The sequence below is a fragment of the Exiguobacterium undae DSM 14481 genome (genome assembly GCF_000620805.1).
Taxonomy (GTDB): Bacteria; Bacillota; Bacilli; order Exiguobacteriales; family Exiguobacteriaceae; genus Exiguobacterium_A; species Exiguobacterium_A undae.
Genome location: NZ_KK211187.1, coordinates 2,744,311 through 2,767,065, shown reverse-complemented (window position 1 = coordinate 2,767,065; position 22,755 = coordinate 2,744,311). Strand labels below are relative to the sequence as shown.

26 protein-coding genes and 1 riboswitch are annotated in these 22,755 nt (G+C 51.9%); of the genes, 18 read left to right on the top strand and 8 right to left on the bottom strand.

What is annotated here, in order from left to right; all coding sequences use genetic code 11:
* Nucleotide 1: 1 nt before the first annotated feature.
* The 3 genes from pdhA to P397_RS0115025 are packed head-to-tail and all read right to left on the bottom strand — an operon-like array spanning nt 2 to nt 2,652.
* Complete coding sequence (pdhA, locus tag P397_RS0115035; RefSeq protein WP_028107037.1) at nt 2-1,054, bottom strand: pyruvate dehydrogenase (acetyl-transferring) E1 component subunit alpha; 1,053 nt, start codon at nt 1,052-1,054, stop codon at nt 2-4.
* A 14-nt stretch (nt 1,055-1,068) separates the two neighbouring features.
* Nucleotides 1,069-2,211 (bottom strand): Glu/Leu/Phe/Val family dehydrogenase, encoded by a 1,143-nt coding sequence (locus P397_RS0115030; protein WP_028107036.1) that lies wholly within the window; start codon nt 2,209-2,211, stop codon nt 1,069-1,071.
* Nucleotides 2,212-2,256: 45 nt separating this feature from the next.
* The gene (locus tag P397_RS0115025) at nt 2,257-2,652 is read right to left on the bottom strand and encodes a thioesterase family protein (protein ID WP_028107035.1); all 396 of its coding nucleotides are present in this window, start codon (nt 2,650-2,652) and stop codon (nt 2,257-2,259) included.
* A 321-nt stretch (nt 2,653-2,973) separates the two neighbouring features.
* Here P397_RS0115025 and P397_RS0115020 point away from each other — a divergent pair, with 321 nt between their 5' ends.
* The 12 genes from P397_RS0115020 to paaX all read left to right on the top strand — a co-directional run bounded on the left by P397_RS0115020 (nt 2,974) and on the right by paaX (nt 13,380).
* Complete coding sequence (locus P397_RS0115020) at nt 2,974-4,269, top strand: phenylacetate--CoA ligase family protein (RefSeq protein ID WP_081776997.1); 1,296 nt, start codon at nt 2,974-2,976, stop codon at nt 4,267-4,269.
* 17 nt (nt 4,270-4,286) lie between these two features.
* Entirely contained in the window at nt 4,287-5,258 is a 972-nt protein-coding gene (gene paaA / locus P397_RS0115015) for a 1,2-phenylacetyl-CoA epoxidase subunit PaaA (protein WP_035387681.1), read from the top strand.
* Nucleotides 5,259-5,271: 13 nt separating this feature from the next.
* On the top strand, nt 5,272-5,616 hold the full coding sequence (gene paaB, locus P397_RS0115010) for a 1,2-phenylacetyl-CoA epoxidase subunit PaaB (RefSeq protein WP_026834026.1): 345 nt from the start codon (nt 5,272-5,274) through the stop codon (nt 5,614-5,616).
* Nucleotides 5,613-6,398, top strand: a complete 786-nt coding sequence (gene paaC / locus P397_RS0115005) for a 1,2-phenylacetyl-CoA epoxidase subunit PaaC (protein ID WP_026834025.1) — start codon at nt 5,613-5,615, stop codon at nt 6,396-6,398. Before paaB ends, paaC begins: the two co-directional genes overlap by 4 nt.
* Nucleotides 6,399-6,412: 14 nt before the next feature.
* On the top strand, nt 6,413-6,907 hold the full coding sequence (gene paaD, locus P397_RS0115000; protein WP_026834024.1) for a 1,2-phenylacetyl-CoA epoxidase subunit PaaD: 495 nt from the start codon (nt 6,413-6,415) through the stop codon (nt 6,905-6,907).
* A 15-nt stretch (nt 6,908-6,922) separates the two neighbouring features.
* Entirely contained in the window at nt 6,923-7,246 is a 324-nt protein-coding gene (locus P397_RS0114995; RefSeq protein ID WP_028107033.1) for an EthD family reductase, read from the top strand.
* Entirely contained in the window at nt 7,224-8,000 is a 777-nt protein-coding gene (locus P397_RS0114990) for an enoyl-CoA hydratase/isomerase family protein (RefSeq protein ID WP_028107032.1), read from the top strand. Before P397_RS0114995 ends, P397_RS0114990 begins: the two co-directional genes overlap by 23 nt.
* A 14-nt stretch (nt 8,001-8,014) precedes the next feature.
* Nucleotides 8,015-9,523, top strand: coding sequence for an aldehyde dehydrogenase family protein (locus tag P397_RS0114985; RefSeq protein ID WP_028107031.1), 1,509 nt, complete (start codon nt 8,015-8,017; stop codon nt 9,521-9,523).
* Between the two features lie 54 nt (nt 9,524-9,577).
* Nucleotides 9,578-10,447: a 3-hydroxyacyl-CoA dehydrogenase gene (locus P397_RS0114980; protein ID WP_028107030.1), complete on the top strand. Its 870-nt coding sequence runs from the start codon at nt 9,578-9,580 to the stop codon at nt 10,445-10,447.
* Nucleotides 10,444-11,652: an acetyl-CoA C-acyltransferase gene (locus P397_RS0114975; protein WP_028107029.1), complete on the top strand. Its 1,209-nt coding sequence runs from the start codon at nt 10,444-10,446 to the stop codon at nt 11,650-11,652. The genes P397_RS0114980 and P397_RS0114975 overlap by 4 nt, the downstream gene beginning before the upstream one ends.
* Complete coding sequence (locus P397_RS0114970) at nt 11,649-12,419, top strand: enoyl-CoA hydratase-related protein (protein WP_028107028.1); 771 nt, start codon at nt 11,649-11,651, stop codon at nt 12,417-12,419. The genes P397_RS0114975 and P397_RS0114970 overlap by 4 nt, the downstream gene beginning before the upstream one ends.
* A gap of 76 nt (nt 12,420-12,495) precedes the next feature.
* On the top strand, nt 12,496-13,380 hold the full coding sequence (gene paaX / locus P397_RS0114965) for a phenylacetic acid degradation operon negative regulatory protein PaaX (protein WP_026834017.1): 885 nt from the start codon (nt 12,496-12,498) through the stop codon (nt 13,378-13,380).
* A gap of 48 nt (nt 13,381-13,428) precedes the next feature.
* Here the strand turns inward: paaX and P397_RS0114960 are convergent, their stop codons facing one another.
* Nucleotides 13,429-13,947, bottom strand: coding sequence for a gamma carbonic anhydrase family protein (locus tag P397_RS0114960; protein ID WP_026834016.1), 519 nt, complete (start codon nt 13,945-13,947; stop codon nt 13,429-13,431).
* 84 nt (nt 13,948-14,031) lie between these two features.
* Between P397_RS0114960 and P397_RS0114955 the strand changes: the two genes are divergently transcribed.
* The 3 genes from P397_RS0114955 to P397_RS0114945 all read left to right on the top strand — a co-directional run bounded on the left by P397_RS0114955 (nt 14,032) and on the right by P397_RS0114945 (nt 16,027).
* Complete coding sequence (locus P397_RS0114955; protein ID WP_028107027.1) at nt 14,032-14,958, top strand: NAD(P)H-dependent flavin oxidoreductase; 927 nt, start codon at nt 14,032-14,034, stop codon at nt 14,956-14,958.
* 137 nt (nt 14,959-15,095) lie between these two features.
* Nucleotides 15,096-15,524, top strand: coding sequence for a DMT family transporter (locus P397_RS0114950; RefSeq protein WP_026834014.1), 429 nt, complete (start codon nt 15,096-15,098; stop codon nt 15,522-15,524).
* Nucleotides 15,525-15,547: 23 nt separating this feature from the next.
* A complete protein-coding gene (locus P397_RS0114945) occupies nt 15,548-16,027 on the top strand; it encodes a DMT family transporter (protein ID WP_028107026.1) in 480 nt (159 codons plus the stop codon).
* 107 nt (nt 16,028-16,134) lie between these two features.
* On the opposite strand, the gene msrA is transcribed toward P397_RS0114945, so the two are convergent.
* Together msrA and P397_RS0114935 are read right to left on the bottom strand one after the other, a co-directional pair.
* Nucleotides 16,135-16,665 (bottom strand): peptide-methionine (S)-S-oxide reductase MsrA, encoded by a 531-nt coding sequence (gene msrA / locus P397_RS0114940; RefSeq protein ID WP_026834012.1) that lies wholly within the window; start codon nt 16,663-16,665, stop codon nt 16,135-16,137.
* Between the two features lie 104 nt (nt 16,666-16,769).
* A riboswitch (SAM riboswitch) is annotated at nt 16,770-16,873 on the bottom strand.
* Between the two features lie 71 nt (nt 16,874-16,944).
* Complete coding sequence (locus P397_RS0114935; RefSeq protein WP_028107025.1) at nt 16,945-18,117, bottom strand: M20 metallopeptidase family protein; 1,173 nt, start codon at nt 18,115-18,117, stop codon at nt 16,945-16,947.
* A 78-nt stretch (nt 18,118-18,195) separates the two neighbouring features.
* Between P397_RS0114935 and P397_RS0114930 the strand changes: the two genes are divergently transcribed.
* Nucleotides 18,196-18,489 carry a putative quinol monooxygenase gene (locus tag P397_RS0114930; RefSeq protein ID WP_028107024.1) on the top strand — a complete coding sequence of 98 codons (294 nt, stop codon included), beginning with the start codon at nt 18,196-18,198 and terminating at the stop codon, nt 18,487-18,489.
* A gap of 55 nt (nt 18,490-18,544) precedes the next feature.
* Here P397_RS0114930 and P397_RS0114925 read toward each other — a convergent pair whose 3' ends face one another.
* Both P397_RS0114925 and P397_RS0114920 read right to left on the bottom strand, forming a co-directional pair.
* Nucleotides 18,545-21,097 carry a C40 family peptidase gene (locus P397_RS0114925; protein WP_235184007.1) on the bottom strand — a complete coding sequence of 851 codons (2,553 nt, stop codon included), beginning with the start codon at nt 21,095-21,097 and terminating at the stop codon, nt 18,545-18,547.
* A 175-nt stretch (nt 21,098-21,272) separates the two neighbouring features.
* Nucleotides 21,273-21,830, bottom strand: coding sequence for a GNAT family N-acetyltransferase (locus P397_RS0114920; protein WP_026834008.1), 558 nt, complete (start codon nt 21,828-21,830; stop codon nt 21,273-21,275).
* Nucleotides 21,831-22,096: 266 nt separating this feature from the next.
* Here P397_RS0114920 and P397_RS0114915 point away from each other — a divergent pair, with 266 nt between their 5' ends.
* Nucleotides 22,097-22,426, top strand: coding sequence for a DMT family transporter (locus P397_RS0114915; RefSeq protein WP_028107022.1), 330 nt, complete (start codon nt 22,097-22,099; stop codon nt 22,424-22,426).
* The gene (locus P397_RS0114910; RefSeq protein ID WP_028107021.1) at nt 22,423-22,740 is read left to right on the top strand and encodes a DMT family transporter; all 318 of its coding nucleotides are present in this window, start codon (nt 22,423-22,425) and stop codon (nt 22,738-22,740) included. Before P397_RS0114915 ends, P397_RS0114910 begins: the two co-directional genes overlap by 4 nt.
* Nucleotides 22,741-22,755 lie beyond the last annotated feature (15 nt).

Here is a 22,755-nt window from a genome sequence, read left to right as displayed (position 1 = left end):
GTCAATTCCCCCTCGCTGTCAGGTAATCCGCTTTTTGACGGATTAAATCGTCCGGTAGTGTCGCAAACGTATGGTCAAACAAATCGTTGACGTCAGGTGAAGGGAAGGCTTCCATCGTTTTGACGGCCGCCTCAACCTCTTCTTGATGGCGGATTCGAATCGCTTCGATTTCCTGTTCCTCGTAAAACCCTTGTGCCTTCATGAAATCTTCCAAGCGGGTGAGCGGATCGACACGATCACGCGACCGGTCCTGATCGCGGTATTTCGACGGATCATCCGCCGTCGTATGCGCACCGAACCGCCATGTGACGGCTTCGATCAATGTCGGACCGCCGCCGGACCGGGCCCGCTCAAGTGCCTCTTGCATCGTGAAGTACACGGCAAAGACATCGTTGCCGTCAATCCGGACGCTCGGCATCCCGTAGGCCAACGCTTTTTGGGCAATCGTTTCCGAATGCATCTGTTTTTGAATCGGGACCGAGATTGCATACCCGTTGTTTTGATTAAACAAAATGACCGGTGCCTGGAAAACGCTCGCGAAGTTCATCCCTTCATGGAAATCACCTTCCGAGGTCGCACCGTCTCCAAAATAAGCGACGGCGACTTGATTCGTCCCTTTGCGTTTTTCGGCCCAGGCTGCACCAACGGCATGGGGAATTTGTGTGGCAATCGGTACTGCCGGCGGGAAGATGTGCAACTCGTCCGTCGGGACACATCCTTCGACACGTCCATTCCAGTACAAAAACGTCCGGACCATGTCAGCGCCAAAGGTCAGTGTCGCCCCGTGATCACGATACGTCGGGAAGACCCAGTCCTTGTTATGCAGCGCATAGGCACTGCCGACCTGTGCGGCTTCCTGCCCTTCAAATGGAGCATAAGTCCCGAGCCGTCCCTGACGTTGCAGGTTGATCGCCTTGCGGTCAAACGTCCGGATACGGTTCATATGTGTGAACAGGGCGAGGCTGAGCTCATTGGTCAGTAAGTCGGTTTTAGATGTATCGATCACTTGTCCCGCATCATCGAGGATACGGTGGATCGGAAATTGGGTTTCCATCGGTGTCACCTCCATTAGTCGTTACGGATGTTCCATTTTGGTTTGATCGTATTTGTAAAGATGTTGTTATGACGTGACCGGATTTGAATGCGTTTAGTGCACATCCGGTCTGCCGCTTCAAGTGTCGTGATCGATTCCGCATGGGACTCGTGGAACACTTCGAGAACCGCATCGTAGATGTGTTTGGTTTTCAGCAAGACCCGTTCATGGTTCGCCCCGTACAGTTCATCCGCGACTTGAATCAATCCGCCGCCGTTGACGATGTAGTCCGGCGCATATAAAATGCCGCGTTGCTTTAATTCGAGTGCGAGCGCATCCACTGCTAGCTGGTTGTTGGCAGATCCGCAGATGGCCTTACATTGCAACATGTGGATATTCGTTGCTTGGATGACGCCCCCGTAAGCACAAGGAACAAAAATATCCGCATCCGTCAGATGGATTTCATGGGCGGCGATGACCCGGACTGTCCCCGGCGTTTGTTCTGCCCGTTCAACGAGCATAGCCAGAACCGCTTCATTGAGATCGGAGACGTATAAGTTGGCGCCTGCGTCCAACAGCTGTTCTGCGACTTTATAGCCGACTTTTCCAAGACCCTGGACCGCGTAACTCGCCCGGCTTAAATCGTCTGATCCATACAAGGTTTCGACGGTTGCGCGCAGACCATAGATGACGCCTTCCGCTGTCGGGATCGACGAATCCCCGCTGCCGCCAAAGGCTTCCGGAATGCCGACGATCCGGGAGGTTTCCCGACTGGCATGGACGAAATCGTCCATCGTCGTTCCCATGTCCGTCCCGGTATAGAAACGACCGCCAAGCGAATCGACGAATCGTCCGAAGGCCCGGAAGAGTTCCGGCGTCTTATCGGTTGCAGGATCACCGATGATGACGGCTTTGCCGCCGCCAAAATCAACGTCAGCCGCGGCGCATTTATACGTCATGCCGCGCGACAGGCGTAAAACATCATCCAGTGCTTCGTCGACGGTTGAATACGGCGCCATCCGGCATCCGCCGAGGGCGGGACCGAGCGTCGTATCATGAATGGCGATGATGGCTTGCAGACCGGACACGGGATCGTTGCAAAAAACGACCTGTTCATGACCGGAGATTTTTTCCATGATGGAAGGCGAGGGATTCGTAGACGGGTTCAACATATTCATAAGAAACATCCTCCTGACTTATAGTAAGCGCTTTCATTTAGAAAGTTACAAAACACGCGGCGTCAACTTTTCCTGAATCAGCTGCTTCGTTAAGATGATTTGTTTCACCTCACCCAGACCGATGACACGATCGCCGTGTCTGACTTCGACTTTTGCCAAGACGCGGTCAGGTGTGAGTTCGATGACAGTGGCTTCGATCCGGATATTTGATCCCAGTGTTGCCATCCCCAAGTGCTTCAAGGAAACGGCACCACCGACTCCTTCTTCCTGTTCTTCGAGGTAAGGGAGGATTAGTTTTCGGGCCGCCCATTCCATGTGATAGACCATCGAGACGGTTGAATAGGCCGGATGGACGATCACACCTTCAAACTGAGCGAACATTTCTTCGGTCACAATTGCTTCAACGACGGCTGTATCTCCAAGCGACAAACCATTTCTCAACGTGATTCCCCCTTGATTCCGACCACAGCTGGTCTTACCAAAAATAGTATAACACTTGTCACACGATATTTTATCAATCAGTTACGAAATGAGCAAACATTTTCAGAAATATTTTCCAAAAAGAAATATCATTTTTGCGTTTTCTCTATAGGAAACGCCTTTACGGGTGATTTTGATTTAAACGGCGTCAGAAAAAGTTGATTTGGGAGCTTTTAACAAAATGGAGGATTGACAATAATGTGAACGTATCGTAGGTTTATGATATAACCATTTCAAAACGGACGTTTATTTATTGTGTTGGAAAAGTCGAGGAGGTGCAATTTGTATAACAAGATTCTCGAAACGATGACGGCGGAAGTCAGGACAAGCTTACAGTTGGAACGTTTGCGCGAGACCGTACGTTATGTGACAGCGCAGGTGCCCTTCTACAGAACACAGTTCGCGGACCGCGGACTCGATGCAGATTCCTTGGAGACATTGACGGATCTGCAAAAGTTGCCGTTCACCCGGAAAAGTGATCTGCGTGAACATTATCCATTCGGATTGTTCGCTGTTCCCCCGCAAGCAGCAGCCCGGATTCATGCTTCATCCGGTACGAGCGGAAAACCAACTGTCGTCGGTTATACCGAAGAAGATCTTGCGGACTGGTCGACTGCCGTCGCGCGTGGTCTGATTGCGATCGGGGCGGACAACACCGACCTGTTGCACAATGCCTACGGGTACGGATTGTTCACAGGCGGACTCGGATTGCATGCAGGGGCAGAACAGCTCGGAATGGCGGTCGTTCCTGTATCCGGAGGAAATACGGATCGGCAGATTACCTTGATTGAAGATTTTCAGCCGCGCGGCATTTGCGGGACGCCGTCTTATATGATGCATCTCGCAGAACGGATGGAAGAACGTGGTCTTGATCCGCGAACGAGCAGTCTCCGCTACGGCATTTTCGGAGCCGAACCGTGGTCGGAGGAATTGCGGCAGACACTCGAAGAAAAATGGGGCATTCGCGCCTTCGACATCTATGGTCTCAGTGAAATCATGGGACCGGGCGTCGCGATGGAATGTCAGGAACAAGACGGATTGCACCTGATGGACGATCTGTTCATCACAGAAGTGATTGATCCCGTGACGGGGGAACCGATGCCGGAAGGACAAGTCGGGGAACTCGTTTTTACAAGTTTAAAAAAGAAAGCGCTTCCAATCATCCGGTATCGGACCGGTGATTTGGCATCCGTGACGACAGAACCGTGTGCATGCGGGCGGACGACCACCCGGATGTCACGGGTCAAAGGCAGAACGGACGATATGCTGATCATCCGTGGCGTCAACGTCTTCCCGTCGGAAATCGAACGGGTCCTGTTGCAACAAACAGGTGTCAGTCCGCATTATCAAATTCACCGGATTCAACGCGGGGGTCTTGAGGCATTGGAGCTGCATATTGAAGCAGACCATGAAGCGAGCCCGGAAGACCTCAAACGAGCTGTCTGTCACGCCATAAAAACGGAATGTCTGATTTCGGTCAATCTGGTCTGTCATCCGCCATACGGTCTTCCCCGTTCAGAAGGAAAAGCAGTCCGGATCATCGATCGACGGATGGAGCCGGAGAAGAAGTTTGTTTAAGCAGAGGAGGAAACAAGATGTATGATGCGACACATCTATTCGAACCGCCGGTCATGACGGAAGAAGAAAAGCTGGCACGGTTCAAGGAACGGATCGACAACGGGGAAAAAATTGAAGCCGACGACTGGATGCCCGGTTTTTACCGCGATACGTTAATTAAATTGATTTCGATGCACGGCATCAGTGAAATCATGGGTGCTTTACCGGAAAAAGAGTGGGTTCCGAAAGCACCGTCGTTACGCCGAAAACTCGGTATCATGGCCAAAGTACAGGACGAGATGGGGCACGGTCAACTCTTGCTTCGTGTCGTGGAAGACTTGATGAAGCCGTACGGAAAAACCCGGGCGGATTTGATGGATGACTTGTTCACGGGACGCCTCAAGTTCCACAATGTCTTCCATATGCCGACCCGGTCGTGGGCGGACGCCGGAACAATCGGTTGGCTTGTTGATGGAGCGGCAATCATTACCCAGACGAACATGCTCGGTGCTTCGTATGGTCCGTATGCGCGGGCGTTGCAACGGATTTGTGCGGAAGAAGTGTTCCATGCCCAACATGGAGAATCGATCATCATGGCACTGGCGGAAGGAACACCCGAACAAAAAGCGATGATTCAGGAATCCCTCGATGAGTGGTGGGAATCCCTGTTGATGTTCTTTGGACCGGCGACAAAAGAAACGACCGGCACTTCAAAGCAGGACGTGACGATTGCGTATAAAATCCGGACGAAGACGAATGAAGAATTGCGTCAAAGTTTCTTTACGAAATATGTTCCTCGGATCCGTTCGCTTGGTCTCGTCATTCCCGATCCGACGTTACGGTTCGACGAGGAGACAGGGCAATGGATATATGCCCAGCCGGATTGGACGGAATTCAAGAAAATCATTCAAGGCGGCGGTCCCCGTTCGAAGGAGCGGCTCGCGTTACGCCAAACGTCTTATGAAAACAATGCCTGGGTCCGTGAGGCACTTGCTGAAACGATCGGCTGAAGGAGGAAACATCATGACGGAAACGTTTTATCAGGAGTTCGAGATTTTCAGTAAACGGACACCCAACGCGGCTTTTACGCATCAATTCAGTCTGCTCGCCCCGAATAAAGAGATGGCGTTGCTGATGGCGCAGGAAAACTTCATGCGCCGCGAACCGGTCGTCGATATCTGGGTCGTCAAACGGGATGATATCCGGGGAATGACGCCGGACGAAAAACAGATGTTGCAACGGCTCGACAACAAGGATTACCGGACGACAAAAGGATACGGGTATCTCAAGAAAAAATGGCGGCATTACGAGCAACAGATGCTCGATGAGAAAGAGATCATGTCATGGCAGGGAGGCGATTCGAAATGACGGAAGCAGAACGGTTGGCTTTAGCCTCCCTGATGTATCAACTGGCGGATGACGATTTCCTTTATGCCTACCGCGGATCGGAGTGGCTGGGTCTGGCACCGCATATCGAAGAAGATGTCGCGTCCTCCTCGATTGCCCAGGATTCGATGGGACATGCGGCGATGTATTATCAGTTGCTCGAGGACATCGGTGAAGGAAAAGCAGATGCACTTGCTCATGTCCGTCTGGCGCACGAACGGAAAAATTCCGTCCTCGTCGAACGGGTCAACGGTCCCGGTTACTACATGGAAAATCCGGAGTATGACTGGGCGTATGCTGTCGTTCGTAATTACTGCTACACGCTCGCGAAAAAGGTCCGCATCGACTCGTTGAAAAAAAGCAGTTATGCGCCGCTCGCAGCACTCGCCGTCAAGGTCAACATGGAATTGTATTATCACCTGTTGCACTGGCAAACGTGGTTCACACAGTTGTATCAATCGACGGAAACCGCCCGTCAGAAGATGGATGCGGCCCTTGAACGGGTGCTCGCTGACTTCGGGGATCTGTTTGACTACGGCGAAGCGACGGAAATCATTGACGAGATGCGATTGATCGAAGGACAAGGAATCTTAATTGACCGCTGGTATCAAGCTTTGACACCGGTCCTCGTGGATTTAAACGTCACACTGCCGGAAATGAAGATGACTTATAACGGACGAAACGGGGAGCATTCGCCTGACTTAAACGATGCCTTATCGACGCTCGGTGAGGTGTATCTGCTCGATCAGTCAGCAGTATGGTGAAGGAGGAACGGCAGATGACGACAGGACTGGAACAAGAAATCCGACAGGCGCTCGACACGGTCAAGGATCCGGAAATTGATGCCGTCAGCATTCTTGATCTCGGGATGTTCGAAACGATGGAGTGGACGGAGACGTCTGACGGATATGCTGTCCGTGTCACGCTGCTTCCGACCTTTTTAGGATGTCCTGCGCTTGAAATCATTCAAAAAAATACGGAAGCTGCGTTGTTACAAGTCCCGCAGGTCCAGACGGTCGACGTCGTGTTTCTCTTTGATCCGCCGTGGACGTCGGACCGGATCACCGACCGCGGCATGACCGGACTGAAGTCCTTTGGGATTGCACCTCCGCGTGTCATCGACGGTCACTGGGAAATCGACTGTCCGTATTGCGGCTCGACGTTCGTTTCGATCGAGAATCTGTTTGGTCCGACGGCTTGCCGGAGCATTCTGTACTGTAAATCATGCAAAAATCCATTCGAGGCGATGAAACCCGTCTCTACTCTCATGTGAAGGAAGGTAATCATTATGGTAAAACTAATCGCGCTTTATACACACCCGGAGAACAAGGAACAGTTTGATGAGCATTACTTCAACGTCCATGGTCCACTGACGGCTAAAATTCCAGGGTTACAGGAAATGACGGTTACGAAAATCGTCGGTTCACCAATGGGCGGGGACGGAAAATACTATTTGATGTGCGAGATGGTCTATGAAAACCATGAAACGATGCAGGCCGGCATGCGTTCGCTCGAGGGAAAAGCGTCCGGCAAAGACTTGATGGGCTTTGCGGGAGATCTCGTGACGCTGATGATCGGTGAAGAAGTTCATGCTGACACGACAGTACGTTAAGGCGGACGTCGACGGTCAGATCGGCCGGATCCGACTCAATCGTCCGGAACGTTACAATGCCTTGAACCGGACGATGATTCGGGAAATCGTCAAGGTGATGGAACAATTTGATCAGGATGAAACGGTGGCTGTCATCGTGCTGAGCGGGGAAGGAAAGTCGTTTTCAGCAGGTGCTGACATCGACGAGATGGTCGACGCGACGCCAATTTCGATGGAGTTGCTCGATCCCTTTGCCGACTGGGACCGGATCAGCCGTCTGCATAAACCGTTGATTGCGGCGGTCCACGGGTTTGTCCTCGGCGGTGGCTTTGAATTGGCACTGGCATGTGATTTGATTTACGCGACGCCCGAGACGCAGTTTGGTTTTCCGGAAGTTGGACTGGGGGTCATGCCGGGAGCCGGCGGAACCCAACGATTGACGAGACGAATCGGTCGGACACGGGCGCTTGAATGGTTGTGGACGGGGGAACGGATGCTGGCACCGGAAGCGGAACGTCTTGGCATCATCAACCGTGTGTTCGCATCGGAACAATTCGAACAGGACGTCATGACGCGTGCACACCAAATCGCTGCCCAGCCTCCGATATCCGTGCGTCTGATCAAAGATGCCGTCGATAAGGCGGGAGACTTGTCGTTACAGGACGGGATGGACCATGAACGGAGAAATTTCTACTTATTGTTCGGAACAGCCGACCAGACGGAAGGCATGCAAGCCTTTTTAGAGAAACGTCAACCGACATTCAAAGGAAACTAAAAGGAGTGGAAGCTATGTCAACGGTACATGAAAAAACAATCGAGATGAAACGGTCCGTCTATCACTTGCTGATCAACGGCGAACAAGTCGAAGGGACAACCGGCGAAACGTTTAAGACCTACAATCCGGCAACCGGGGAAGTCATCGCCGAAGTCGCCAAAGCGTCAAAAGAAGATGCGGATCGGGCGGTGCAGGCAGCACGCGAAGCATTTGATCACGGAAAGTGGAAGATGTGGCCGGTCGGCCGCCGGGCGCAAGTCCTCAATAAAATCGCCGGCATCATGCGTGCCCGGTTCAATGAACTGGTGGAACTCGAGATTTTAGATACCGGGAAGTCATTAGCAGCCGCACAAGGACAGATCACGCAAGCGATTGAAGACTTTGAATTTTATGCCGGTGCCATCGTCGGTCACCGCGGTGTCGTCAATAACGTGCCGGGACAGTTCCACAACTATACGGAAAAGGAACCGGTTGGTGTCTGTGCCCAAATCATCCCGTGGAATTATCCGTTGATGATGGCAGCCTGGAAAGTCGCGCCGGCCATCGCCGTCGGTTGTTCGGTCGTCGTGAAACCGGCGACCCTGACACCTCTGACAGCAATCATTCTCGGTGAAATTTGCCTCGAAGCCGGTGTGCCGGCGGGTGTCGTCAACGTCATTCCGGGATCGGGCCGGGAAATCGGCAACCATCTGGTCGAACACCAAGCTGTTGATAAAGTCGCCTTCACCGGTTCGACACCGGTCGGAAAAGACATCATGGGTCGGGCGTCAGAAAGCTTAAAACGGGTCACACTGGAACTCGGCGGCAAATCACCGAACCTTGTATTTGAGGATGCGGATATCACGGCAGCCGTCGACGGATCACTGTTCGGGATTTTCTATAACAGCGGTCAGTCGTGTGAAGCGCGGTCACGCCTTTATGTACACGAAGACATTTACGAAACGTTCATGGAACAGTTCGTCGCGAAGACGAAACAACTTGTTCTCGGCAATCCGTTTGATAAAGGGACACATGTCGGGGCAATCATTGACCAACAACAACTCGACGTCATCGACGGATACGTCCAATCAGCCAAAGCAGACGGGGCGACAATCTTAACGGGTGGTCAAGTCGAGCAGGTGGCCGGGTTTGAAAAAGGTTTCTGGTATGCGCCGACCATCATCACCGATGTGACACACGACATGAAAGCCGTCCAGGAAGAAATCTTCGGACCGGTCGTCGTCGTGATGAAGTTCAAGGACGAAAAAGAAGCGGTCCGTCTGGCGAACGATACAGAATTCGGACTCGGTTCCGCCATCTGGACGAAGGACGGGGCACGGGCGACACGAATTGCCAATCAGATCAAAGCCGGCATCGTCATGATCAACTGTCCGTTCTCGGCGTTCCCGGGGACACCGTTTGGCGGTTACAAACAATCTGGTTTCGGACGTGAACTGTGTATCGAGACACTGGATTTATATACGGAAACGAAAAGTATCCTGTCGTATTACGGAAGTCGTCCACTCAATCCGTTCGGACTGTAAAACCAAGCGTGCGGACGTTCGTCCGGACGCTTTTTTAAAGGAGGAAATCAGATGATGGTTCAGCAACTAGTGGTCGTAGGATCCGGTGTGATGGGAAGGGGCATTGCCTATGTCGCAGCCGCAAACGGGTTCGAAGTGACGCTCGTCGACATCGAGCAACACCTGCTTGCATCAGCCCAGCACGAATTAGAAGCAATTGCCGATAAAGCAATCATCCGTGGAAAATTAACCGCAGAAGAGGTCGACCATCTGTTCAACCGACTAAGCTATTCGACGGATCTCGTCGGGACCGTCGGACGGGCGGATCTTGTCATTGAGGCCGTTCCGGAACGGCTCGACATCAAACGGACGGTCTTTGAGACGCTCGATCAACAGGCGCCTGCGCACTGTGTCTTCGCGACCAATACCTCGACGATGAGTCCGACGGAAATCGCTTCGTTTACAAAGCGTCCGGAGCGTGTCATGGCGATGCATTTCTTTAATCCGGTTCACCGGATGCCGCTCGTCGAACTTGCCCGGGGTCTTGAAACGTCAGAAGAGACCGTATCGATTTGTGAGGATGTCGCACGCCGGATGGGCAAAGAGACCGTCGTCATTCAGGCGTTCCCTGGGTTTGTCACGTCCCGGATCAGTGCCCTCGTCGGCAACGAAGCGTTTTATATGTTACAAGAAGGACTCGGGACACCGGAGGAAATCGATAAGGCGATTAAACTCGGGTTGAACTATCCGATGGGACCGTTTGAACTCGGGGATTTGGTCGGACTCGACACCCGGTTGAACAACTTACGGTACCTTCATGAAAAACTCGGGGAAAAGTATCGTCCGGCGCCGCTGCTCGAACAATACGTCAAAGCCGGACGGCTCGGACGGAAAACTGGGCGGGGTGTCTATGATTATTCGGACAGCGGGGTGAAGACACCATGAGACGCGTCGCGATCATTGATGCCGTCCGAACACCGATCGGGCGGTATAACGGAGCCCTGAAAGCGGTCCGGGCGGACGACTTAGGCGCCTGTGTCATCGAGGCACTCGTCCAACGGAATCCGCGTGTCGATCCGAAAACAATCGAAGAGGTCATCTTCGGCAATGCCAATCAGGCGGGCGAAGATAACCGGAACGTCGCCCGGATGTCCGGCTTACTCGCCGGTCTGCCGGTCGAAGTCGCCGGGACGACCGTCAACCGCCTGTGTGGTTCGGGACTGGATGCCGTCATTGCCGCGGCACGCGCGATTGCGCTGAATGAAGGCGATATCTACATTGCCGGAGGGACGGAAAGCATGACACGGGCACCACTCGTCATGGCGAAGCCGGAAACCGGATTTGCCCGCGGCAACCCGGCCGTCTACGATACGACGATCGGATGGCGGTTCGTCAACGATAAACTGGATGCGAAATACGGCACGGATTCGATGCCGGAGACGGCCGAACATGTGGCTGTACGGTACAACATTACACGCGAAGTCCAGGATGATTTTGCATTCATGAGTCAACAGCGGGCCAAACAGGCGATGGAAGCGGACCGTTTTCAAGCAGAACTGGTTCCGGTGCAGTATACGACACGAAAAGGACAAGTCGTCGAAGTCGCTGTCGACGAACATCCCCGTCCGGAGACGAGTCGGGACAAACTCGGAACGCTCAACAGTTTGTTTGCGGACGGAACCGTCACGGCAGGCAATGCTTCTGGTGTGAATGACGGGGCGGCAGCCTTACTGTTAATGAGTGAGGAGACGGCCAAACAGCTTGGTTTAACACCGCTTGCGTATTACCGGGCGAGTGCGGTCGCCGGGGTTGAACCGTCCGTCATGGGTATCGGACCGGTTGATGCGACGCGTAAAGCCTTGGACCGGGCAGGGTTGACGATTGACCAGTTGGATTTGATTGAATTAAACGAAGCCTTTGCGGCACAAAGTGTCGCGTGTATTCAGGAACTCGGATTACCGGTGGAGAAAGTGAACGTCAACGGCGGGGCGATTGCCTTTGGTCATCCGCTTGGCGCAAGCGGCGCCCGCATCCTGACCACCTTGTTGCATGAGATGTGCCGGACGAACCAAATCTATGGCTTGGCGACGATGTGTGTCGGCGTTGGTCAGGGCATCGCGTTAATTGTCGAACGGGAGGGACTTGTATGATTCATTTTGAACAGATGGACCAGATCGGATTGATCCGGCTCGATCGACCGGAGCGGATGAACTGTTTGGATTACCCGACACTGATGGAACTTCAACAACTCGTCGACACGGTCCGGCAGGATAAGACGATTCGTGTCGTCATCTTCACGGGAACCGGCAAAGCCTTTAGTGCCGGAGCAGATTTAAAAGAGCGGACGACGTTGACGGAACGTGAAGTCCGGCGGAACGTCGAGGCGATTCGGGACGTCTTTACGAACATCGCCGATCTGCCGCAACCGACGATTGCTGCCGTCAACGGACATGCACTCGGCGGCGGGTTCGAGTGGATGCTCGCTTGCGACTTCCGGATCATCGTCGAAGGGGCATTGGTCGGATTGACGGAAACGAGTTTTGGCATCATTCCCGGTGCCGGCGGGACACAACGATTGCCGCGGTTAATTGGAGAGACGCGGGCAAAGGAACTGATTTTTACGGCTAAGAAGATTGATGCGGCGACTGCGGAACGATACGGCATCGTCTCTCGCGTCGTTCCGACGGTGGAGGAGCTGATGCCGGTTTGTCTCACTTTCGCCGGCGAAATGTTGCGAAATGGACCGGTGGCAATCCGGCAAGCCAAACAGGCGATTGATCAGGGACTCGACCACCCGCTCTCAGAAGGACTGAAAATCGAGACCGCCGCTTATGAGGTCGTCATCCCGACAGAAGACCGGATGGAAGCCTTACGTGCGTTTGCCGAAAAACGGACCCCGCAGTTTCAAGGCAAATGAGGATGGTCGTCACCTGAAATAACACGTATACTAACGGTACACAAAAAAACGTTATATCAAAGAGAGAGTGAATGACATGAGTGCGAATACACAATCGATGATTTTTACCGTATACGGGGATTACATCCGGCATTACGGCAATCAAATCTGGGTCGGCAGCTTAATTCGTCTGCTCAAAGAATTTGGTCATAATGAACAGGCGGTCCGGGTCGCCGTTTCGCGGATGGTCAAGCAAGGGTGGTTGACGTCACAAAAACAAGGCACCAAAAGTTTTTATTCATTGACGCCGCGTGGGGTCGAACGGATGGAAGAGGCAGCGAGACGGATCTACAAATCAACGCCTCACGTCTGGGACGGGAAATGGCGGACGTTGATGTATACGATTCCGGAAGACAAACGGCAAATCCGCGACGAACTGCGGAAAGAGTTGTCATGGAGCGGGTTCGGAAACTTATCAAACGGCGTCTGGATCTCACCGAATCCGCTCGAAAAAGAAGCGGAGCGGTTGATTGACGCTTATGGCATCACCGAGTATGTCGATTTTTTCGTCGGCGAATATCATGGACCACAACCGGATCAATCGCTGGTCGAACGGGCTTTTCCGCTGGATGAGTTGCAAGAACGGTACGAACGGTTCATCGCCGAGTACAGCCGGCGCTACATCGTTCATCAAAGTCGGATTCAACTCGGCGAGATGGATGAAGAACAGTGTTTCGTCGAACGGACGACACTCGTCCATGAATACCGGAAATTTTTGTTTACCGATCCCGGTCTGCCGCAGGAATTGTTGCCGGACGAATGGAGTGGCCATCACGCCGCGCTGTTGTTTGAACAGTATTACCGGTTGCTCGCCGAACCGGCAAGCCGTTTCTTTGAAGCGGTGTTTCAGGAAACGCATGACGTCACACAAAAAAGTGCCGACTATGATGCGTCAGAACATCCGTTGTTTGCCGAACGGTAAAAAAACGCTCATCCCGACGTAACGAGATGAGCGTTTTCTTGATGACGGTCAACCCTCGGCCAGTTGCTTCCGAAAGGCATATCCTTTATCGACATAGGAATCGATCGATTCTTGAATCATTTCCAAATCGGCCGGTGTCAGTTCGCGAACGACTTTGCCGGGTGACCCGATGATCAAGGAGCGGGGCGGGAATTTTTTGCCGGACGGAATCAATGTATTGGCTCCGATGATACACTCTTCGCCGATTTCGGCATGATCGAGGACCGTCGCGCCCATCCCGACGATGGAACGGCGCCCGATTTTGCAACCGTGCAGGATTGCATTATGTCCGACGGTGACTTCGTCCTCGACGATGACCGGAGCGCCTTCGTACAGGTGAATCGTTGCATTGTCCTGAATGCTGCACCGTTTGCCGATTGTAATCGGTCCTTCGTCCCCGCGGAGGACGGCATTAAACCAGATCGTCGATTCTTCACCGATCGTCACGTCACCGATCAAAAAAGCACCGGGAGCGACAAATACGTTTGCCGCAAGGGCAGGAGACAGATCGCGGTAGGGAATGTTCATCAAACAACGCCTCTTTTCTAAAAATGAATTAAAATTCAGTCTTACATAGTATATCATTCTTAGTGACGGAAACGGAGGGAGACCATGTCTCGTGTATGTACCAGCTTACAGATTGAAATCCCGATTATTCAAGGGGGAATGGGAAACATCAGTCATGCCGAATTGACGGCCGCGGTCTCGAACGCAGGGGGACTGGGCACGATTGGCTGCGGAACGATGTCGCCCATTGAAGTCAAACAGTTGATCGAAGCCACGCGCCGCCTGACGTCACGTCCATTTGCCTTGAACATCGCGATTCGTGTTTCCCCATATACGGAAGACTTGATCACGTTAGCGATCGAGGAACAAATTCCGGTCGTCTCGTTATCCGCCGGGAACCCGGCGCCTTTTCTGGCACGTTTACAGGAAGCAGGCATCCGGACGATTGGTGTCGTCGCGTCCGTCAAACAGGCGGTCAAAGCGGAACGGGCCGGGATTGACTTATTGGTGGCGGAAGGAGTCGAAGCAGCCGGGATCAACTCACCGCTCGAACTGACGACGATGACATTGATTCCGCAAATCACCGATCAGGTCACGATTCCGGTACTTGCGGCCGGAGGAATCGGCGACGGTCGTGGTCTTGCGGCTGCCTGGATGCTAGGGGCGGAAGGCGTTCAACTGGGAACCCGGTTGATTGCGACACAAGAGTCCTGTGTGCACCCGCAGTATAAAAATCATCTTGTGCAGGCGGATGATCTCGAGACACGGATCATCGGGCGTGAGGTCGGACAAGTCCGGCGTGTCTTGAACGGAGCGTATGTGGACGGGTTGCGTCCGGCATCACTCGCTGAATTCCAAGAAAAAACGAACGAATCGTTTCATATCAAAGGGGCACTCGAGGGCGACGAGACAGCAGGATATGTCAACGCCGGTCTTGTCTCCGGGTTAATTGAAGATATTCCGACCGTTCAGGCATTATTTGACCGGATGATGGACGAGGCGCATAAACGGATTTCTCGACCATTTCCGTAAACACATAACGGATTGATTTCAGGAGGAGGCCAGTTGGTCTGCTCTTTTTTTGTGTTTTTGGCATTTTAGGACATTTGTCCTTTTCAAAGTCGGGCGGAATGCGGTCTACTCATAATTGGAGAAAAAGGAGGATGAAGATGCAAGGAATCGTGTTTGCCTTATTCAGTGGATTGTTTATTGCCTTGCAAGGCATTTTTAATGCCCGGCTGGGTGACGCGGTCGGTCCATGGTTATCCGTGACGATCGTTCACTTTGTCGGTTTGATGGGTTGCTTGTTGATTTATGGGTTTGTCCGTGACCGGAAAATCGGCGGTTTTCGAAAGTTGCCGTTGATTTATGCCAGCGGCGGATTGCTCGGCGTGTTAGTCGTCGTTACGGAACTGACGTCGATTCAACTGCTTGGAATGACGTGGGCGATGTCGTTATTACTCGTCGCACAGATTCTATGTGCTTTTGTCATTGATTTGAACGGCTGGTTCGGTGTCATCAAAAAAAGCAGCAACCGGGGACAATGGGTCGGTGTCGGATTGATGTTGACCGGCGTCTTGATCTTTTCGCTCGCCTGAAGTGAATCAAAGGAGGAAACCAAATGGGATTAGGAATGTTTTGTGCCGTCGTTGCCGGGATGATGATCAGTTTACAAACCGTGTTGAATGCGCGGATGAGTCATGCCTTCGGTGCGTGGGCGACGACGACGTTAGTTTTTTTTGTCGGATTGCTCGGCTCGTTGCTTGCCTTACTCTTCTTTCGCGGAGGAACACTCTCGGCAGTCCGTGAAGTTGAACCGTTGTATTTGTTTGGCGGATTAGTCGGCGTCGGGGTTGTTTTTTGTGTCATGCGGGGGATTCAACTGCTCGGTCCTTCGATCGCGATTTCGGTCGTCTTGATTTCACAACTGAGTTTCGCCTTATGCGTCGATGTCTTCGGTTGGTTTGGTCTGCCGCAGGTTGATCTGTCGCTTGGGCAGATAGCCGGTCTCGCCGTGATGCTGACCGGGATTTTTGTTTTAAAACGGTATCAAGTTGTGGATGAAACGGAACAAGCAGAGGATATCAAAGCGATTTCCTGAGTGGACGACAACAGGTACGTCACGTTGGACCGCAAGATCTCGGCTGGAAAAATGAAAAAAGGGATTGCCCATCCGTGTGAGAGGGCAATCCCTTTTTGGCATTTTGTTTAGACCGTTGCTTCTTCTTTCCAGGCGACGTCAATAAAGGCATCGCGACCGGACGCTTTCCGGTCTTTTTTGTAGTGCGCCGGATTTTTTTTGTGGAAGTCCTGATGATACTCTTCCGCCGGATAAAAAGCGTGCGCCGGTTCAATCCGTGTGACGATCGGTTGCTTAAAGCGGTTTGTTGCCGCTAACGCGTCACGCGACGCAATCGCTGCGAGACGTTGTTCTTCCGTATGATAAAAAATTGCCGGTGCATACTGTGTGCCGCGGTCCTGGAATTGTCCGCCGGCATCGGTCGGATCCGTCTGCGGCCAGTACAGTTCGAGTAACCGTTCGTACGAAAACAGTGCCGGATCAAATGTAATCTCGACGACTTCGGAATGCCCGGTCGTTCCTGTTTTGACCTGCTCATATGTCGGGTTGTCGACATGTCCTCCTGTATAACCGGACACGATACTGTGAATACCCGGTAATTCCTCAAATGGTGTCACCATGCACCAGAAACATCCTCCTGCAAATGTTGCTTTTTCCATGTCATCTCTCCCTTTCCCTTGGTTCCTTGAACCGTAATGCTCTCATTTCTGACAGCGAGAAAACGAAAACGACTCCTTTGCTTGGTTGCAAAAGGAGTCGCCGCTTTTTATCAACCAAAGCTTTCGCTTTGCTGGTCGTAGCACCTTGCTGTACGCAGGTTGCTGGGACGTCATCGATCCAGATCTCTCGGTCCACTCTTGATAAGTGTTATATGAAGTTGATGTAAGTTCGTTATCGTTGGGATGATAATACCATTCACAAAAGTGGAAAGTCAATCCTTATGTTTGTAAGGCGCGGAGAACCGTGGCCCCTAACGTTTTGGCTCCGATCAGCAAAGCCTGCTCGTCGATTTCGTACTTTGGATGGTGTTGCGGATAAATCGTTCGACCGTCCGTCTTCGCAGAACCGGTGAAGAAGTAACTGCCCGGGACCTGCTCCAGGTAATAGGCGAAATCGTCGGCAGCCATCATCGGTTTGACTTCACGGACGTGTCCTTCCGGTAAAAAGCCGGCCGCTTCCTGGACGAGCTTCGTTTCATTCGGATGATTCCAAAGCGACGGATAACCGGTCGTGAAATCGATGGAATACGTAGCACCAATTCCGGCACACGTCGTCCGGGCGACCAGATCCACCTGCTGGCGCAACTGATGCCGGAGCTGTTCATTAAACGTCCGGATTTCTCCGACAATCCGTGCTTCGCCGGTTACGATGTTCGGAGCCGTTCCGGCGTGAAACGAACCGATGGCGACAATCGCCGGCTCAAACGGATCGACCCGTCGACTGACGAGATGCTGAAGATTACAGACGAGCTGTGCGCCGGCGACGAGTGCATCCTGCGTCCGGTGGGGGGCTTGGGCATGACCACCTTGACCGTGGACGACGATTTCAAATTCATCGATGGCACATAATGTATGTCCGCTGTGGTAACCGATTGTCCCAACCGGAAGATCGTTTTCAAGGTGGGTACCAAAAATCGCATCGACCCCGTCGAGGCAGCCATCTTCGATCATTTGAATGGCACCACCCGGAAACACTTCTTCACCGTGTTGATGAATGAAGAGGATCGTGCCCTCGAGCTCTTCCTGCAACGGTTGAAAGGCAGCAGCGAGTCCGAGGACGATTGCCGTGTGTCCATCATGTCCGCAGGCATGCATCACACCGGGACGGATTGAGCGAAACGACAGTTCGGTTTCTTCCTGAAGCGGTAATGCATCAAAATCGGCACGGACGGCAATCGTTTTTCCGGGACGCGCCCCTTGTAATGTCGCGACGATACCGTTACCCCCGACATTTTTTTGATACGGGATACCGAGTGATTCATAGTATTCGATGATTTTGGCCGGTGTCCGGACTTCTTGAAACGACAATTCCGGATGGCGGTGAAAATCGCGGCGTAAACGAATCATCTCGGCTTCTTGTTGTGCGAGATGGGTAAACAGGGTTTCTAACATCAAAATCATCCTTTACGGTATGTCTTTAGGAAAAACGGGTACAGGTAGAGGTAATCAAATCAGAGGAGGAATTAACACATGGGTGAAATCATCGTCAATGCCGTTCTTACAGTCAAAGCAGGATTAGCGGATCAAGTCTTTCCCATTTTAAGCACGGTTTACAAAGCCACACAAAACGAGCCGGGCTGCTTACGCTATACGTTACATCAATCGATTGAAAATGAACATGAGTTCATGCTTTATGAAGTCTACCAAGATGAGGCTGCACTCGAAGCGCATATCGCATCGGACCATTATAAAGCATACCGTGAACAAATCGAGTTGTATCTCGAAGACCGTCAAGTCGCGAAATACGTCGAGATGACGTTCTGAACGATAAGCGAAGAGGGCTGACTTTAAAGTCAGACCCTCTTTTTTGTTTGTGATGTTACATCGATTTAAAGCCAAGGAAATGTTCGCGCCAACGCGGTTCATAGATGGAATTGATCTGCAGTTGCGAGCCGCCGGCATGAATGAAATATTCATTGTCGAGCATGATGCCGATATGCGACGGACCATCGGTATACGTATTCTCGAAGAAGACGATATCCGAGCGTTTTCCACTGCTGATCGTCGTCCGACGGTTCGTAAAGAAGGCGCCGTACCAATAGCCGCTGACGTTTGTCCGTCCCCCGTATTTCCCGGCTTGGTTCGTTGCGTAATGAATCAAACCAGAACAGTCGAAGCCGCCGTTGGCTGACGTTTGTGATCCCCACGTATACGGCGTTCCCAAATGTTTGGCCGCCGCTTGGATCAACTTTTCGCCGCGTGACGTATTTTTCTGGGCAATCCGTGTGTCGCTCGTGACGGTGACGGCACTGACCGGCAGATAGACAGGGGACCAGCCGGATTGAATGACGTAGAAGTTTCCGACACGATACCGGGGATAAACACGTTTTCCTTGTTCAATCAAACCGGCACTTTTCGGGCTGGCCGGTGTTGCGAAATAAGACGTCGTCGCTTTGACGGTATACGTCTTTAAACGATTGACCGCTTGTTGGGTGTAACGCATATCCGGTTTTGTCGTCCCGATATAGGGATTGATGACGTAACCGGTCGTTCCGTTTGGTAACCGGACTTGCCAGAAGTCGTCGTCAATCGCTTTCAGACCAATCAGCTTCGTGCCTTTCGTGAGATAGGCGGCAGGACGGCTGTACGCGACATCGGCTGAAAACAGCGGTGTCTGATCAAAATGGACATAAAAGACCGTTCCGACTTTTGGACGCGCGACCGGTTTATTTAAGCCGAGTTTACTTGAGTCGACGAAACCAAACGTCGTCCCGACTTTGACGCGGGTATAGTAGCCGCTCTTGCCGTAAATCGACAGGGCGGTATTTTTTTTGAGCGTCCCGATTTTTCCCGTCAGACTGGCTTTTGGATGCACGACCAGTTTATCCTCGAGCACATAACGGGTTCCGGTGACATCATACAAATCCGGTTTTTTCGTGACGAGATCCGTCGTTTTGATATAACCGTACACTGAACCGACCTTGACCCGTGTGAACGAACCGCTTGCCCCGTAAATCTCGATCGGTTCCGCTCGTTTGATCGAACGGAGAACGGTTTTCGCGGTCGTGTCTTTGAAGATTGATGTGTTTTTAGCCGCATACCGAAGTCCCGTCTTCGCGAAGACTTTTGTTTTCGCAAGGGCACTCGTCAAAACGAAGGCATACTGACCGCGGAACAGAATCCGGCTGTAGGCGCCACTTGTGCCATAGACGGTCAATAACGTATTCGTTTGATGATTTTTTAAAATCGGACTGGAACTGCTTGCTGCCTGACGAATCGGGGTCGATGCCTGGACGTACAGGCGGTCCGTTTTGGCATATACTTTTAAGGGTGCCAAAGCACTCGTCAAGACGAAGGCATGCTGACCGCGGAATAAAATCCGGCTGTAGGCGCCGCTCGTTCCGTAGACCGTCAGCAGTGTATTCGTCTGATGTTGGGCGAGAACCGGACTCGTACTGCTCGCTGCTTGACGGACCGGCGTCGGACTCTGCACGTACAGGCGGGCAGTCTGTTCAAAAAATGCAAGATCCCCAAGGTGTGCCGTCAAGACAAAACCATATGTATCCTTCAACCGGACACGCGTATAGTCACCGGAAATGCCGTAGATGTCGATATGTTGATTTTGTGCCAGTGTGCCAAGCGGTTTTCCGGTGGCAGAAGCGGTTGGATAGACAGGCGTGAGTTGTTGGCTGTATTTTTTGCCGGTCACCGAATGCGAGGTGACTTTTGTTGTTCCGAGATGAGCTGTCAAAATGAAAGCATAACGACCATTCAACTTGATCCGGGTAAACATGCCTGACGTTCCGAATGTTTCAACGGATTGATTGACGGCGTATTCTAGAAGGGCGGTTCCATTGGCATCAGCCGTCGGGTAGACGGCTGTTTTCTGTTGGACAAAACGTTCTCCGGTCGTGGCATAGACAGGAGTTGCACTGAGATCCGCCGTCAACACGAACTGATACACGGTGCCTTGCTTGATGCGTGTAAACAGTCCTTCTTGTCCGTATGTATCGACTGCCGTATTCAGAGCCAACGTATCGGTTGTCACTGTCTCTGAAGTAGCTGTCGTATAAAGCGGTGTCGATTTATTCGTATAGCGGCTGTCGATTTTTGAATAAGTTGGAGCGGCGGCTAATTGGTCGGTCTTAACGAATCGATGGACACCGTCGAGCAGGATGCGTGTAAACAGACCTTCTGTCCCGAACGTCTCGACTTCCGTCGCGGCAGGTAAAGTTTGAAGGGCGTCCGTACTGTCCGTTGTTTCAAAGACCGGTGTTTCTGCTTGCGTGAATTGTTTGCCGGTCGCGACGTCCGTCTGTTGCTCGGCGACTGCCGGAGCGGCTTCACCTTCCGCAAGTCCCTGGACCGGAAACGAACTGAACAGCATGACGGAGGCGGCCAGTGAGGTGAACCATTTTTTCGAAAGAGGCATCGTATGTAAACTCCATTTCTCATAGAAAATTAATTTTAATCCAGCTAAAACTAAGTTTACCATGTTCAATTTTTATAGTGTAAAAAGATATCAAAAAAAGTCAATCATCCACCAAATTAAACAGGGGTGGTCAGATACAAAAAAACCGATGCCTCCTTCGAGGCACCGGTCTGAGTTATTTTTGATCGTCTTCATGATCAACCTGCCATTCCCAATCGAGCATGCCGTAAATGAGGGAATCGCGCCAGTGGTCTTCCAGATACACCGTTTCGCGAAGTTGTCCTTCTTTTGTCATCCCGACTTTTTGGAGGACACGTTCGGAGGCGACATTTCGCGGGTCACACGTCGCTGTAATCCGGTGCAGTTCCAGTTTCTCAAAACCGAATTCAAGTAAAAAGTTGGCAATGAAGGTGGCATAGCCGTTTCCCCATTCGTCGGGAGACAAGATGTAACCAATCTCAGCCGTTTTATGTTCGGTATCGGTGATGACGAGTTCGCCAGCTCCGATCACGTGATCATCTGGAAAGGTAACCGCAAAGACATAGCGGCGGCGTGGACTCTCGAGCTCACTTTCGAGAGCGTCGTGAATGAACTGTTTGCTATCACTTTCGGAGTTGGGTCCCCACGACTGATACTGACTCACGATGGGTTGTGAGGCATAGGCATGGACGGCTTCCAAGTCTTCTGGCGTGAAACGGCGGATTCGCAGTTGGTCATTGATTTTGTAGCGCATGATGGACTCCTCCTCTGTAGTTGACTCTCTATACCTATTAGCCACTTTTGGCGATTTTCCTGTTTGACAGGTAAAATCAAGCGTGCTAAAGTCGGGGTATCGAATGAAAAGAAGAGTAATCCTCTAGGGTTCCGTTCGGCTGGACCAAGGGAGGAACATGAGGGACACCTCATGCAACGGAGGGATAAAAGCCCGGGAGTAAAGCGTTTTTTACGCTTGCTCCCGGGCTTTTTTGTTTGAACCAACATCTGTGAGGAGGAAATAACATGACAAAATATTGGTTAAGTATCGTCCTGGCATCTTTTTTTGAAGTCGGCTGGGTCATCGGATTAAAACACGCAACGACACCACTCGAGTGGGGGGCGACGATCATCAGCATCATTGTCAGTTTCAGCGTTTTGATTAAAGTCAGTAATCATCTGCCGGTCGGAACCGTCTATGCCGTCTTCGTCGGACTGGGAACAGCCGGTACGGTGTTGACCGACATTCTGCTGTTTGGTCAATCCGCGTCGCTCATCAAGTTGATGCTGATTGCCGTTTTACTTGTTGGTGTCATCGGTCTGAAGTTAGTCAGTGGGGAGGGTGAAAAACAATGAGTTGGTTCTATTTGATTTTGGCGGGTTTATTTGAAATGTTAGGTGTCGTCTTGATTAATACGTTTAATCAGCAGAAAAACGCGAAAAACCTGATTTTGATGTTTGCCGGTTTCGGGTTCAGTTTTTTATTCCTGACCTTGGCGATGAATGAACTGCCGATGGGAACGGCATACGCGGTCTGGACCGGAATCGGAGCAGCCGGTGGTACGATTCTCAGTATGATCTTTTACAAGGAAGCGAAAGACTGGAAACGGTTGGTCTGTATCGGTTTGATTATCAGTGCGACCATCGGATTAAAGCTGATTGGGGAATAAACATATCATTTAGAT

What these genes read in the sequence shown, in the direction of transcription:
- pdhA (WP_028107037.1), bottom strand. Translation starts at nt 1,054, where the DNA reads ATGGAAACCCAATTTCCGATCCACCGTATCCTCGATGATGCGGGACAA.
- P397_RS0115030 (WP_028107036.1), bottom strand. Translation starts at nt 2,211, where the DNA reads ATGAATATGTTGAACCCGTCTACGAATCCCTCGCCTTCCATCATGGAA.
- paaA (WP_035387681.1), top strand. Translation starts at nt 4,287, where the DNA reads ATGTATGATGCGACACATCTATTCGAACCGCCGGTCATGACGGAAGAA.
- paaB (WP_026834026.1), top strand. Translation starts at nt 5,272, where the DNA reads ATGACGGAAACGTTTTATCAGGAGTTCGAGATTTTCAGTAAACGGACA.
- paaC (WP_026834025.1), top strand. Translation starts at nt 5,613, where the DNA reads ATGACGGAAGCAGAACGGTTGGCTTTAGCCTCCCTGATGTATCAACTG.
- paaD (WP_026834024.1), top strand. Translation starts at nt 6,413, where the DNA reads ATGACGACAGGACTGGAACAAGAAATCCGACAGGCGCTCGACACGGTC.
- P397_RS0114995 (WP_028107033.1), top strand. Translation starts at nt 6,923, where the DNA reads ATGGTAAAACTAATCGCGCTTTATACACACCCGGAGAACAAGGAACAG.
- P397_RS0114990 (WP_028107032.1), top strand. Translation starts at nt 7,224, where the DNA reads ATGCTGACACGACAGTACGTTAAGGCGGACGTCGACGGTCAGATCGGC.
- P397_RS0114985 (WP_028107031.1), top strand. Translation starts at nt 8,015, where the DNA reads ATGTCAACGGTACATGAAAAAACAATCGAGATGAAACGGTCCGTCTAT.
- P397_RS0114980 (WP_028107030.1), top strand. Translation starts at nt 9,578, where the DNA reads ATGGTTCAGCAACTAGTGGTCGTAGGATCCGGTGTGATGGGAAGGGGC.
- P397_RS0114975 (WP_028107029.1), top strand. Translation starts at nt 10,444, where the DNA reads ATGAGACGCGTCGCGATCATTGATGCCGTCCGAACACCGATCGGGCGG.
- P397_RS0114970 (WP_028107028.1), top strand. Translation starts at nt 11,649, where the DNA reads ATGATTCATTTTGAACAGATGGACCAGATCGGATTGATCCGGCTCGAT.
- paaX (WP_026834017.1), top strand. Translation starts at nt 12,496, where the DNA reads ATGAGTGCGAATACACAATCGATGATTTTTACCGTATACGGGGATTAC.
- P397_RS0114960 (WP_026834016.1), bottom strand. Translation starts at nt 13,947, where the DNA reads ATGAACATTCCCTACCGCGATCTGTCTCCTGCCCTTGCGGCAAACGTA.
- P397_RS0114955 (WP_028107027.1), top strand. Translation starts at nt 14,032, where the DNA reads ATGTCTCGTGTATGTACCAGCTTACAGATTGAAATCCCGATTATTCAA.
- P397_RS0114950 (WP_026834014.1), top strand. Translation starts at nt 15,096, where the DNA reads ATGCAAGGAATCGTGTTTGCCTTATTCAGTGGATTGTTTATTGCCTTG.
- P397_RS0114945 (WP_028107026.1), top strand. Translation starts at nt 15,548, where the DNA reads ATGGGATTAGGAATGTTTTGTGCCGTCGTTGCCGGGATGATGATCAGT.
- msrA (WP_026834012.1), bottom strand. Translation starts at nt 16,665, where the DNA reads ATGGAAAAAGCAACATTTGCAGGAGGATGTTTCTGGTGCATGGTGACA.
- P397_RS0114935 (WP_028107025.1), bottom strand. Translation starts at nt 18,117, where the DNA reads ATGTTAGAAACCCTGTTTACCCATCTCGCACAACAAGAAGCCGAGATG.
- P397_RS0114930 (WP_028107024.1), top strand. Translation starts at nt 18,196, where the DNA reads ATGGGTGAAATCATCGTCAATGCCGTTCTTACAGTCAAAGCAGGATTA.
- P397_RS0114925 (WP_235184007.1), bottom strand. Translation starts at nt 21,097, where the DNA reads ATGCCTCTTTCGAAAAAATGGTTCACCTCACTGGCCGCCTCCGTCATG.
- P397_RS0114920 (WP_026834008.1), bottom strand. Translation starts at nt 21,830, where the DNA reads ATGCGCTACAAAATCAATGACCAACTGCGAATCCGCCGTTTCACGCCA.
- P397_RS0114915 (WP_028107022.1), top strand. Translation starts at nt 22,097, where the DNA reads ATGACAAAATATTGGTTAAGTATCGTCCTGGCATCTTTTTTTGAAGTC.
- P397_RS0114910 (WP_028107021.1), top strand. Translation starts at nt 22,423, where the DNA reads ATGAGTTGGTTCTATTTGATTTTGGCGGGTTTATTTGAAATGTTAGGT.